The following is a 12101-nucleotide window of genomic DNA, read 5'->3' as shown; positions in this document are numbered from 1 at the left end:
GTCCGAACAACCGCATTCCCGCCATCGTCGATCACGAACCCGCCGATGGCGGTGCACCTTTCTCGGCCTTCGAGACCGGCGCGATCCTGATCTATCTGGCGGAGAAGACCGGGCGCTTCCTGGCCGGAGATTTGCGCGGCCGCTCCACCACGATCCAGTGGGTGATGTGGCAGATGGCGGGACTGGGACCGATGCTCGGCCAGCACGGTCATTTCGCACTCTATGCGGCCGAGAAGATCCCTTACGCGATCGAGCGCTACCGCGACGAGGCGGCGCGACTCTATGGCGTGCTCGACCGGCAGTTGGCCAGGACCGGCGCCTATGTCGCCGGTGACTATTCCATCGCCGACATCGCCTGCTTCCCCTGGACCATGACCCACAAGGCGCAAGGCTTTACGTTAGAGGACTATCCGAACGTGAAACGCTGGTACGCGGAGGTCCGCGCCAGGCCGCTGGTGCAGGCGGGGCTTGCGATCGGCAAGTTCGTCAAAGAGCCGTTCGACGAGGAATCACGCAAGATCATGTTCGGCCAGCGTGCGAAGGAAGTGTTGGGGAAGAAGTAGGCTTTCGCCACATTCGTCATTGCGAGCGCAGCGAAGCAATCCAGGGTCTTTCCGCGGCGGCAGTCTGGATTGCTTCGCTGCGCTCGCAATGACGGGGGAGAAAGCGAAACAAACATGACAAAAGGAAACGCCATGATCGAATTCTTCTTCGACTGTTCCAGCCCCTGGACCTATCTCGCCTTCCACAACATCCAGCCGTTGGCCAGGGAGCTCGGCGCGGAGATCGTCTGGCGGCCGATCCTGGTCGGCGGCATCTTCAACACGGTCAACCCCAGCGTCTATGCGCAGCGCGAGATGCCGGTGCCGCTGAAGGCGCGCTACATGAAGAAGGACCTGCAGGACTGGGCGCGCTCGGCCGACCTGTCGATCAAGATGCCGCCGACGGTGTTCCCGGTGAACAGCGTCAAGGCGATGCGCGGCTGCATCTGGCTGGGTCAGGATATGGTGCCGTTCGCGACCGCCGTGTTCGAGGCCTATTGGGGCGGCGACAAGGACATCTCGCAGGACGCGGTGCTCGCCGGGATCTGCAAGACGGTTGGCATCGACGAGCAGAAGTTCTTTGCCGGAATTGCGGAGCAGGGGATCAAGGACCAGCTCAAGGCCAATACCGAAGAGGTCGTCGTGCGCGGCGGGTTCGGCTCGCCGACGATCTTCGTCGACAAGACCGACATGTATTTCGGCAATGACCGCCTGCCGCTGATCCGCGAGGCGCTGCTGCGCCGCAAGGCGAGCGCGGCCTGATGGTGCGCGCTGTCGTCTGCCGCGAACTCGGCGCGCCCGAAACGCTGCGGCTGGAGGAGTTTCCCTCGCGTGCCCTGAAGCCGGGCGAGGTGCGCGTCGCGATCCGCGCCGCCGGGCTGAACTTTCCCGACGTGCTGATGGTGGCCGGGGAATATCAGCTCAAGCCGGAGCTGCCGTTCACGCCCGGCATGGAGGCCGCCGGCGACGTGACCGAATTGGGCGCGGAGGCGAGCGGCGTTGCCGTCGGCGACAAGGTGATCGTGAAGATGCGACACGGCGCCTTCACCGATGAAGCGGTCGTCGCGCCGTCGCAGCTCACGCCGATGCCGTCGACGTTCGACTATGCTGAGGCTGCGACCTATCTCGCCGGCCACGGCACCGCCTATCACGCGCTGATCGACCGCGGCCGCGTCGAACCCGGCGAAGTGCTGCTCGTGCATGGCGCCGGTGGCGGCGTCGGCCTTGCCGCCGTCGAGATCGGCAAGATGCTGGGCGCGACCGTGATCGCGACCGCCTCCAGCGACGAGAAGCTCGCCATTGCCAAGGCGCGCGGCGCCGATCATCTCGTGCGCTACGACCGCGAGCCGTTTCGCGACGCCGTCAAGCGCATCACCGACGGCCGCGGCGCCGACGTGGTGTTCGATCCGGTTGGCGGCGAGGTGTTCGAGAATTCGATGCGCTGCATTGCCTGGGGCGCGCGGCTGCTGGTGATCGGCTTCACCGGCGGCATCGGCTCGGCCAAGACCAATCTCCTGCTGATCAAGGGCGCGAGCGTGCTCGGCGTGCGCGCCGGAGAGGCCGTGCGGAAGAATCCTGCGCTCGGCGAGGTGCGCCTGAAGGCGCTGCTGAGATGGGCGGAGGAGGGCAAGCTGCGCCCCAACGTCTCGCACCGCCTGCCGCTTGAGGACTACGCGAAGGCGATGCGGTTGTTGATCGACCGCAAGGCGATCGGCCGCGTGGCGCTGGTGATGGAGTGACGGTGCCGTTGAATCGTAGGGTGGGTTAGCCGAAGGTGTAACCCACCGCTTCTGTGTCCGCGAAAAGTAAAGAGGTGGGTTACGCCTTCGGCTAACCCACCCTACGAGTGCGTCACTTATACTCCCGCTCCGTCCACCACGGGAAATAGTCCGGCATGTCGCTGGACACCTTGTTTTTGAACTGCGCCGGGCGCTTCTCCAGGAACGACACCACGCCTTCCTTCACATCATCCGAGCGGCCGCGCGTGTAGATGCCGCGGCTGTCGACCTTGTGGGCTTCCATGGGATCGTCCGCGCCCATCATGCGCCACATCATCTGGCGGATCAGCGCCACCGACACCGGCGCGGTCTTGGCTGCGAATTCCTTGGCGAGCGCGCGCGCGGTCGGCAGCAGATCATCGGGCGGCACCACCTTGCTGACCAGACGCCCCGCAAGCGCCTCCTGCGCCGGGAAGACGCGCCCGGAATAGCACCATTCCAGCGCCTGCGAGATGCCGACGATGCGCGGCAGGAACCAGCTCGAGGCGGCCTCCGGCACGATGCCGCGCTGTGAGAAGACGAAGCCGAAACGCGCTGCGTCGGAGGCAATGCGGATATCCATCGCGAGCTGCATGGTGACACCGATGCCGACGGCTGGGCCGTTCACCGCGGCGATCACGGGCTTGAGGCATTTGAAAATACGCAGCGTCACCTGGCCGCCGCCGTCGCGCACCTGCGGATCGCTGTAATCGACCTTGCCGTCGGCGAGGCGCCTGACGGGCCCGCGCCGCGCGTCGCGATCAAACGTATCGGCGCCGGAAGAGAGGTCGGCGCCGGCGCAAAAGCCGCGGCCCGCGCCGGTGACGATGATGGCGCGGACGTTGTCGTCCTTGTCGGCGGCGTCGAAGGCGTCGATCAGCTCTGCCTGCATCTGCGCGTTGAAGGCGTTGAGCTTGTCGGGCCGGTTCAGCGTGATGGTGAGAATCTGCTCGGCGACCTCGTATTTGATGGTCTCATACGCCATTGGTGGTTTCCTTCCCTGTCATTTCTTGAATCAATTCTGTCATTGCCGGGCTTGACCCGGCAATCCATCTTTTTGAAGAGGATGGATGCGCGGGTCGAGCCCGCGCATGACGAGTTGCGCTGAGGCGCTAGCGCGCAGGCGGCTTGGGCCAGGGCCGCTGCGGGCCGCGCAAGCTCTCGAAGGCCTTGGCCATGCCGAGCACGCCGATGTCGTCGAAGCGGCGGCCGACGATCTGCACGCCGATCGGAAAGCCCTTGGCGTCGAAGCCGCCATTGATGGAGATGGCAGGGTTCTCCGACATATTCCACGGCACGGTATAGGCGATGTGCTCGAACGGCTTCATCGGATCGTTGGTGGGCGAGGCCCATTCCGCCGGATAGTTCACGTTCGGCGCGGTCGGCGAGATCACATAGTCGAGCTCGCAGAACAGTTTTGAGGCCGCGGCGCGGATCGCCATGGTCTGGTTGAACCCACGGATCACGTCGACGCCCGACAGTTTCGCGCCGGACTCGCCCCATTTGAAGATGTAGGGCAGCACCTTTGCCTGATCGGCCGGCGTCAGCCTGGACAGATCGTCCCACATCCGCGCGCGCCAGAAATTGTCGAGGCCGTCGAGCATCTCGCGCGTGAGGATGCCATCGACCTCGGTGACAACAGCGCCGGCGGATTCAAATGCCTTTGCCGCCTTCACCGCGACCTCGCGCACCGGCTTTTCCAGCGGCAGGCCGACGCCGGGATCGAGCATCAATCCGATCCGCAATTTGCGCGGTGACTTCTCCGGCCCCTTCCAGTTGAGCGGTTCGGCAGGCAGGCTCATGCCGTCGCGCCGGTCGGGCTTTGCGATCGCGCTCATCATCAGCGCGCAATCGTCCACGTTGCGGGTCATCGGGCCGGCGACGCGGCCGACATAGGTGGGGTCGATCGGCACGCGGCCGAAGCTCGGCTTCAATCCGACGAGGCCGCACCAGCCCGCGGGAAGGCGCACCGAGCCGCCGATGTCGGTGCCGAGATGCAGGGGGCCGTAGCCGGCCGCGGCGGCCGCGCCTGCACCGGCGCTGGAGCCGCCGGGATTCTTGGAGAGGTCCCAGGGGTTGCGCGCGAGCGCGTGGAAGCTGGAGAGCCCCGAGGACAGCATGCCGTAATCGGGCATGGTGGTCTTGGCGAAGATGATCGCGCCGGCCTCGCGCAGCCGCGCGGCAGGCGGGGCGTCCTTCTCGGCGGGCACGAGCTTGACGCTGGCAGCACCCAGCGGCACGGGCACGCCCTTGGTCGCGATGTTGTCTTTCACCGTGACAGGCACGCCGTCGAGCGGGCCGGACGGCTCGCCGCCGGTCCAGCGCGCGGTCGAGGCCTTTGCGGCCTCCCGCGCGCCGTCGGGATCGAACGCATAGAGCGCCTTGAGGTGCGGCTCCCACGCGGCGACGTGCGTGAGCACGTCCTCCAGCACCTCGCTCGGCGAGAACTGCTTGGCGCGATAGCCTGCGATCAGATCGACCGCGGACAGATCGTGCAGCGAGGTGACCGCCTCCTCGACGCTCTTTTTATGCATGAGCACCCACCGGCATGCGCGTCTCGATGATGCGGGCGAACATGCTGGCGCCGATCGGCAGGATCTTGTCGTCGAGCACAAAGCCGGGATTGTGCACCGGCACCGAGCCGTCATGGCCGACCCAGAAATAGGCGCCGGGAATGGTTTGCAGCATGTCGGCAAAATCCTCGCTGCCCATCTTCGGCTGGGTGCGGGTGATCACGTTGGCTGGGTTGACGACGGTGCGCGCGACCTCTTCGACCACCTTGGACTGCTCGACCTGGTTGACCAGCACGCCGAAGGTGTCGCGGATGTCGGCTTCGATCACGCACTGATAGGCGCTCGCGATGCCGGCACAGATCGTGCGGATGCGTTCGGCGATGAGGGCGCGGACTTCGTTGGAGAAGGTGCGGATGGTGCCGCAGAGATGCGCCTCGCCGGGGATGACGTTGTAGGCGGAACCCGCATGGATCTGGGTGATCGAGATGACGGCGGCCTGCAGCGGCTCGACGTTGCGGCTGACGATGGTCTGGATCGCCTGCGCCAGCGTGGTCGCGATGATCACCGCATCCTTGGAACGCTCGGGCATCGCGCCATGCGCGCCATAGCCGGTGATGCGGAGGTCGAAGAAGTCGGCGCTGGCCATTGCAGGGCCGGGCAGGATCGCGATCTCGCCATGGTTGAGGTCGGGCGCATTGTGCAGGCCGTAGAGCTCGTCGCAGGGAAACTTCTCGAACAGGCCGTCCTTGATCATCGCGCGGGCGCCGCCGAGGCCTTCTTCGGCCGGCTGGAAGATCAGGTGCACGGTGCCGTCGAAGTTCCTGGTCTCGGCGAGGTAGCGCGCGGCGCCGAGCAGGATGGTGGTGTGGCCGTCATGGCCGCAGCCGTGGAAGCGGCCGGGGATTTTCGAGCTCCATTTCAGATTGGTGTTCTCTTCCATCGGCAGCGCGTCCATGTCGGCGCGCAGGCCGATGCGCTTGCCGCCTGCGCCCTTGCCCTTGATGACGCCGATCACGCCGGTGCCGCCGAGACCGCGATGCACCTCGATGCCCCAGCCCTTCAGCTTGTCGGCGACGATGCCTGAGGTGCGCACTTCCTCGAAGCCGATCTCGGGATGGGCGTGGAGGTCGCGCCTGATAGCGGTGAGTTCGTCGGCATAGCCGTCGATACGATCGATCGTGGGCATGTGTCCTGTCCGGTTAGCGTGAAGGAGGATTGAAAACGGGGCCGTTCGGCTTGATGCGAATGCCCGGACGCAGCTTCGTCCAGGGCAGGGAGGCAGTGTCGGCCGGCATTGCGCCCGGGGCGGCGCAGATCATCAGCTGTTCCGCGATCGGCTCGAAATCGGCGCGGAAGTGCACCGAGCTCTTGTTGACCAGGATCTTCTGTTCGGTCGGCTCGATGCCGACATACCGGTACATCGCCTGATCGGCGAGCTGCGCCTTGTGCGAGGAGACGACGACACGAACATCGCCGATGCGCAGGGCCGCGGAAGGACCCATCTCCATCTCGCGGCCGCCGTAATAGGGGCCGGGTGCGATGAAGCGGCCGTCGGACAGTTTCTCGACGACGAAGGTCTCGCGATAAGGCTCGTCGCCTGGAATGCCGGACTTGCCGCCGAGCGACAGCGTCACCGTGGCGCCGACGCCGGCCGCATGCGCGGCCTTCGCCGATTCCGGATCGTAGATCGCGCCGGTCGCAGCGCTCGCCTTGTTGCGCACCAGCGCGCGCAGCATGCCGGTGGTATCGGAATCGCCGCCCGCGCCGGGATTGTCCTGGGTGTCGGCGATGATGATCGGCTTGCTGGCGCCCTTCGCCAGTTCCATCGCATGGCGCACGCCGTCGTCGGGAGACCAGATCTTGCCGTCGAAATCGTCCTCGTGGCTTTCGATCAGCTTGACGATCGCATCCGCAGCGCGATCGGCGTCGGCTTGGGTCTTGCCATAGGCGAACACGCTCGGCCCGCAATCGCGGAAGTCGGCGGCGGGGAAGCCGGGCGCGAAGGACAGCGTCGGGACCGCGTCGCTCTCGAGCGCGGCGAGCTTCTCGTAGATGCCCTTGGTCGGCTGGTCATTGGTGCACTGCCAGCTGATCGGGATCAGGAACGGCAGTTGCCGGAACGCCTTTGCGAAGCGCTGCTTGCTCTTCAGCAGCAGCGCGAGATGTCGCGCCGAGGCGCGGCCCGTCTCGGCCATGTCGACATGCGGATAGGTGCGGTAGGCGATCAGCGCGTCGGCATGTTCCATCATGTCCGGCGTGACGTTGGCATGCAGGTCGAGGCTGGCAACCAGCGGAACATCCTTGCCGATGACGCGGCGCACGCGCGCCAAAATCTCGCCTTCGCCGTCGTCGAGATGCTCCGTCACCATCGCGCCGTGCAGGTCGAGATAGACCGCATCGACGGGACCCGCCGCCGCAATGCCGTCGACCATCACCTTCACGATGCGTTCGAAGGCGTCCCGGGTGACATGCGCCGACGGGCTCGCGCCGCAGGCGATCGTCGGGATGAGTTCCCAGCCATTGGCTTCGGCGCTGTCGACGAAGCCGGCGAGGCCGACATTGATGCGCCGCATCACCTTCAGCACGTCGGCACCTTGCGTCATCGCCGGCCAGCCGCCGCCATGCTGGAAGTCCGCAAACGTCGCCTTCGTCGGAGCGAAGGTGTTGGTCTCATGCAGGAAGCCGCCGACGGCGATACGTGTCATCAACTCAAGTCCAGGCAATTGAAAGTGCGCGACGTTAGCCTTGCCCTTGCGGAGAGAGCAAGGCGGGACGCACTCGCGCCGTGCATAGGGTCAAGACGTTTTGGGAATGCTGCTCCGCCGTCATTCCGGGGCGCGCCACTTTGGCGCGAGCCCGGAATCCATTGTGCGACAGCGTCCGCGGCCTGATGGATTCCGGGCTCATCGCTTCGCGATGCCCCGGAATGACGGCTGAGAGAGCTACGCCGTCGCCGCCACGCCCTCCGACACCGGCCGGAAGTTCGCAAAGTCCCAGCCGCGGCCGGGGGCTGCCTCCAGCAGGGCCCTGGTGTAGGCCTCCTTCGGATGCGTCAGCACTTCGGCGGCGGGGCCCTGCTCGACGACGCGGCCGTGCTGCATCACCACGACCTCGTCGCAGATTTGCGCTGCGACGCGCAGATCGTGGGTGATGAACAGGATCGCGATGCCGAGCCGCTTCTGGATCTCGTCGAGCAGTTCCAGTACCTGCGCCTGCACCGAGACGTCGAGCGCGGAGACAGCTTCGTCCGCGACCAGCACGTCCGGATCGAGCGCGAGCGCACGCGCGATCGCGATGCGCTGGCGCTGGCCGCCGGAGAACTGGTGCGGATAGCGCGACACCGCATCGGCCGGCAGGCCGACCAGCTCGAGCAGCTCGCGGGCGCGCTTCATCGCATCGGCATGCGAGACTCCGTAATTGATCGGGCCTTCCGCGATGCTCTCGCCGACAGTGACGCGCGGGTTGAGCGAGCGATAGGGATCCTGGAACACGATCTGGATCTTCTGCCGGTGCGGCTGGAGCAGGCGACGCGAGATGTCGGAGATCTCGCGGCCGGACAGGCGTACGCCACCGGAGGTCGGGTCGATCAGGCGGACGATGCAGCGTGCCACCGTGGACTTGCCCGAACCGCTCTCGCCGACGATGCCGAGCGTGCGGCCCTTGCGCAGCGTCAGCGTGACCTTGTCGGCGGCGACGACCTCGCGGCCTTTGCCGAAGAAGGCGCGCTCCTTATAGACCTTGCTGAGGTCGTTGGCTTCCAGCACCACCGGTTCCTTGGTCTCGGGGCGCGCCGCGCGCGGCACCAGGCTCGGCACCGCAGAGAGCAGGTTGCGGGTGTATTCCATGGTCGGGTTGCGCAGCACGGTATCGAGCGGACCGGTCTCGACGAGGCGGCCCTGCCGCATCACGGCGACACGGTCGGCGATTTCCGCCACCACGCCCATGTCGTGGGTGATGAACAGCACGGCCGTGCCGTGGTCGCGCTGGAGGTCGCGGATCAGGGTCAGGATCTGCTTCTGCGTGGTGACGTCGAGCGCGGTGGTCGGCTCGTCGGCGATGAGCAGCTTCGGTTCGAGCACCAGCGCCATCGCGATCATGATGCGCTGGCGCTGGCCGCCGGAGAGGCGGTGCGGGTAGGAGGCGAAGATGCGCTCGACCTGGGGCAGGCGCACCTGCTCCATCATGTCGAGGATGCGTTTCTTCCGCGCCTTGGCATCGAGATCGGTGTGGGCGCGCAGGACTTCGTCGATCTGGCGGCCGACCGGCACCACCGGATTGAGCGCGGTCATCGGCTCCTGGAAGATCATCGCCATCTGCGTCGCGCGGAGCTGGCGCAGCCGGCGGTCGGTTGCGGTGAGCAGCTCTTCGCCGACCAGCTTGACGCTGCCGGCGGTGGGCACCAGCGTGCCCTTCGGCAGCAGGCCCATCGTGGTCAGCGAGGTCACCGACTTGCCCGAGCCGCTTTCGCCGACGAGACACAGCGTCTCGCGCTCGTGCACCTGGATCGAGATGCCGTCGATGATGTTCGCCCCCTTCGGCTTCTTGCCGATGGAAACGACGAGATTGTTGATGTCGAGGACAGGGTTGGTCATGCAGGATCTTTCGTCWTTCCGGGGCGCGCGCAGCGCGAGCCCGGAATCCATCGGGCGTCAGTCCAAGCGGTGAAATGGATTCCGGGCTCGCGCCAAAAGGCGCGCCCCGGAATGACCGTGGTACTCGCATCACTTGCCTTCCCGCTGCTTCATGCGGGGATCGAGGGCGTCGCGGGCGGCGTCGCCGATCAGATTGATGCTGAGGATGGCGATCGAGAGCAGGAGGCCCGGCCAGAAGATCAGCGACGGCTTGATCTGGAAGTACTGGCGGCCCTCGGCCATGATGTTGCCCCAGGTCGGTGTCTCCGGCGAGATGCCGGCACCGAGGAAGGAGAGGATCGCCTCGGTGAGGATCGCGGAGGCGCAGACGTAGCTGCCCTGCACGATCAGAGGCGCGATCGTGTTCGGCATCAAATGCCGCCACATGATCTTCGGCAGGGATGAGCCGACCGAGATCGCCGCCTCGACATAAGGTTCCTCACGCGCCGACAGCACGACCGAGCGCACCAGCCGTGCCACGCGCGGAACTTCGGGGATCGTGATCGCGATCAGCACGGTCCAGATGCTTGCGCCGGACAGCGAGACCACAGCGATCGCGAGCAGGATGCTCGGCATCGCCATCAGGCCGTCCATGATTCGCATCAGGACGGCATCGACCAGCTTGAAGAAGCCGGAGACGAGGCCGATCGCCAGCCCGACGACGATCGACAGGATCGCCGAGCCGATCCCGATCAGCAGCGAGATGCGGCCGCCATAGATCACGCGCGACAACAGGTCGCGTCCGTAGGCATCGGTGCCGAGCAGGAATTGCGCCGACGTCGGCTTCAATCGCTGCGACGGCGCGAGCTGGATCGGATCATGCGGCGCGATCAGCGGCGCCAGAATCGAGATCAGCACGATCAGCGCGAGCAAGACCGTTGCCGTGGCGATGATCGGCGTCGAGGTGAGGAATCCGAAGCGCGGCCGCAGCGGCGACGTGATCGGAATGGACGACTGGGGAAGGGTATCGACCGACATTTTGTCCTTATCCTTGCCTCAGTACCGGATCCGCGGATCGAGCAGGGTGTAGGCGACGTCAATCAGAAGATTGACGACGACATAGATCAGCGACGTCAGCAGGATCATGGCCTGGATCACCGGATAGTCGCGCGCCAGCACCGCATCCACGGTGAGGCGGCCGATGCCGGGAATGTTGAACACGCTCTCGGTGACGACGACGCCCGAGATCAGAAGCGCAAAGCCGGTGCCGATCACGGTGATCACGGGCACGGCGGCGTTGCGCAGCGCATGGCGCATCATCACGGCGACCTCGTTGATGCCCTTGGCGCGCGCGGTGCGGACATAGTCCTCGCCGAGCACGTCGAGCATCGCCGCGCGCGTCATGCGCGCGATCAGCGCGATGTAGATGAAGGRGAGGGCGCAGGTCGGCAGGATCATGCGCTCGAAGAACGGGCCGAAGCCGTTCGAGATGCTGCGGAAGCCCTGCACCGGCACCCAGCGCAGGTCGATGGCGAAGACCTCGATCAGGAGATAGCCGACCACGAACACCGGGACCGAGAAGCCGAGCACCGAGAGACCCATCACGAAACGGTCGATCCAGGTGCCGTGCTTCCACGCCGCGATCACGCCCAGCGGGACTGCGACGATGACGGCGAGGATGATGGTCGACAGCGCGATCGAGATCGACGGCTCGACGCGCTGGCCGATCATCTTCATGACGGGCAGGTTGGAGATCAGCGAGGTCCCGAGATCGCCGTGCAGCAGCTTGTTCACCCAGGTGATGAACTGCACGATCAGGGGCTCGTTGAGGCCGAGCGAGGCACGGATGCGCTCCAGCCGTTCCGGCGTGGCGTTGTCGCCGGCGAGAATCGCGGCGGGATCGCCGGGGGTGAGGCGGAGCAGGAGGAAGACGAACAGCGCGACGACGCCCATCACGGGCACGGCGGCAAAGATTCGGCGTAGGAGATATCCGAGCAAGTTGGATCCGTCAGATTAGAGTCAAATCGGCGGCAGCGGTCGTTGCCTGTTCTGCCATCAGCCTAACATTTCAGCAATTCCCGTGCCATCAGGGCCACAGGTTTTGCAGTGTGGCCAGTCGTTTTGAGCAGCGAGCCGTCTTTCCTGCCGTCATTCCGGGGCGCGTCGAAGACGCGAACCCGGAATCTCGAGATTCTCAGGTGCGCAAGTGCGCACCGTAGTTCGGTCCTTCGGACCGCCCCGGAATGACGAGCCCAAAATCACTCCAGCGTCGCCAGCAGCCCTGCCATCAGGCGGCCGCGTTCGACCAGGCTCTCGACCTCGATATACTCTTCGAGCGTGTGGCCATTGCCGCCACGCACGCCCAGCCCGTCGAGCGTCGGGATGCCCATCGCGCCGGTAAAGTTGCCGTCTGAGCCGCCGCCCGAACTCGCATGCGGCAATTCGGCGCCGAGCGATCTGGCGATATCGCGCGCCTTCTCGTACAGCGCCATGGTGCCGGCATCGGGTTCCCACACGGGCCGGGTGACGCCACGCGTCACCTTGAACGCAACATCATTGCTTGTGCCCGACAGAGCCAGCATCCTCTCGACGCCGCGATCGAGATCGGCCTGGCGCTTGGCCATCGAAAGCGCTTCACCGGTGGCGGTCGTGGCAACGCAATTGACCCATTGTCCGCCATGCACGACGCCGACCGAAAAGGTGCAGTCCTCCGTCGTC

11 protein-coding genes are annotated in these 12101 nt (G+C 65.7%); 3 read left to right on the top strand and 8 right to left on the bottom strand.

The window, feature by feature from the left end; genetic code table 11:
- From AC1D00_RS08995 to AC1D00_RS08985, 3 genes are all read left to right on the top strand, one after another.
- Positions 1-563, top strand: a 563-nt coding sequence (locus AC1D00_RS08995; protein ID WP_477010417.1) for a glutathione binding-like protein, incomplete at its 5' end; no start/stop codon positions are given.
- 132 nt (positions 564-695) lie between these two features.
- Positions 696-1304, top strand: coding sequence for a DsbA family protein (locus AC1D00_RS08990; RefSeq protein ID WP_477010418.1), 609 nt, complete (start codon positions 696-698; stop codon positions 1302-1304).
- Positions 1304-2281 (top strand): NADPH:quinone oxidoreductase family protein, encoded by a 978-nt coding sequence (locus AC1D00_RS08985; RefSeq protein WP_477010416.1) that lies wholly within the window; start codon positions 1304-1306, stop codon positions 2279-2281. The genes AC1D00_RS08990 and AC1D00_RS08985 overlap by 1 nt, the downstream gene beginning before the upstream one ends.
- A gap of 112 nt (positions 2282-2393) precedes the next feature.
- Here the strand turns inward: AC1D00_RS08985 and AC1D00_RS08980 are convergent, their stop codons facing one another.
- From AC1D00_RS08980 to AC1D00_RS08945, 8 genes are all read right to left on the bottom strand, one after another.
- Positions 2394-3284: a crotonase/enoyl-CoA hydratase family protein gene (locus tag AC1D00_RS08980; RefSeq protein WP_477010415.1), complete on the bottom strand. Its 891-nt coding sequence runs from the start codon at positions 3282-3284 to the stop codon at positions 2394-2396.
- A 127-nt stretch (positions 3285-3411) separates the two neighbouring features.
- Positions 3412-4833 (bottom strand): amidase, encoded by a 1422-nt coding sequence (locus tag AC1D00_RS08975; protein WP_135174248.1) that lies wholly within the window; start codon positions 4831-4833, stop codon positions 3412-3414.
- Entirely contained in the window at positions 4826-5998 is a 1173-nt protein-coding gene (locus tag AC1D00_RS08970; protein ID WP_477010414.1) for a M20 aminoacylase family protein, read from the bottom strand. The genes AC1D00_RS08975 and AC1D00_RS08970 overlap by 8 nt, the downstream gene beginning before the upstream one ends.
- A gap of 13 nt (positions 5999-6011) precedes the next feature.
- Complete coding sequence (locus AC1D00_RS08965; protein WP_477010413.1) at positions 6012-7517, bottom strand: M81 family metallopeptidase; 1506 nt, start codon at positions 7515-7517, stop codon at positions 6012-6014.
- 237 nt (positions 7518-7754) lie between these two features.
- Complete coding sequence (locus tag AC1D00_RS08960; RefSeq protein ID WP_477010412.1) at positions 7755-9404, bottom strand: ABC transporter ATP-binding protein; 1650 nt, start codon at positions 9402-9404, stop codon at positions 7755-7757.
- Positions 9405-9533: 129 nt separating this feature from the next.
- The gene (locus AC1D00_RS08955) at positions 9534-10421 is read right to left on the bottom strand and encodes an ABC transporter permease (protein WP_477010411.1); all 888 of its coding nucleotides are present in this window, start codon (positions 10419-10421) and stop codon (positions 9534-9536) included.
- An 18-nt stretch (positions 10422-10439) separates the two neighbouring features.
- Positions 10440-11381 carry an ABC transporter permease gene (locus tag AC1D00_RS08950; RefSeq protein WP_477010410.1) on the bottom strand — a complete coding sequence of 314 codons (942 nt, stop codon included), beginning with the start codon at positions 11379-11381 and terminating at the stop codon, positions 10440-10442.
- Between the two features lie 260 nt (positions 11382-11641).
- Positions 11642-12101: M20/M25/M40 family metallo-hydrolase (locus AC1D00_RS08945; RefSeq protein ID WP_477010409.1), on the bottom strand; the 460-nt coding region annotated here is incomplete at its 5' end.

The organism is Bradyrhizobium sp. P2_E8, assembly GCF_056403875.1.
Note: the sequence above shows the minus strand (reverse complement) of the source record. Positions and strands in the feature narration are given on the sequence as shown.

What these genes read in the sequence shown, in the direction of transcription:
- AC1D00_RS08990 (WP_477010418.1), top strand. Translation starts at nt 696, where the DNA reads ATGATCGAATTCTTCTTCGACTGTTCCAGCCCCTGGACCTATCTCGCC.
- AC1D00_RS08985 (WP_477010416.1), top strand. Translation starts at nt 1,304, where the DNA reads ATGGTGCGCGCTGTCGTCTGCCGCGAACTCGGCGCGCCCGAAACGCTG.
- AC1D00_RS08980 (WP_477010415.1), bottom strand. Translation starts at nt 3,284, where the DNA reads ATGGCGTATGAGACCATCAAATACGAGGTCGCCGAGCAGATTCTCACC.
- AC1D00_RS08975 (WP_135174248.1), bottom strand. Translation starts at nt 4,833, where the DNA reads ATGCATAAAAAGAGCGTCGAGGAGGCGGTCACCTCGCTGCACGATCTG.
- AC1D00_RS08970 (WP_477010414.1), bottom strand. Translation starts at nt 5,998, where the DNA reads ATGCCCACGATCGATCGTATCGACGGCTATGCCGACGAACTCACCGCT.
- AC1D00_RS08965 (WP_477010413.1), bottom strand. Translation starts at nt 7,517, where the DNA reads ATGACACGTATCGCCGTCGGCGGCTTCCTGCATGAGACCAACACCTTC.
- AC1D00_RS08960 (WP_477010412.1), bottom strand. Translation starts at nt 9,404, where the DNA reads ATGACCAACCCTGTCCTCGACATCAACAATCTCGTCGTTTCCATCGGC.
- AC1D00_RS08955 (WP_477010411.1), bottom strand. Translation starts at nt 10,421, where the DNA reads ATGTCGGTCGATACCCTTCCCCAGTCGTCCATTCCGATCACGTCGCCG.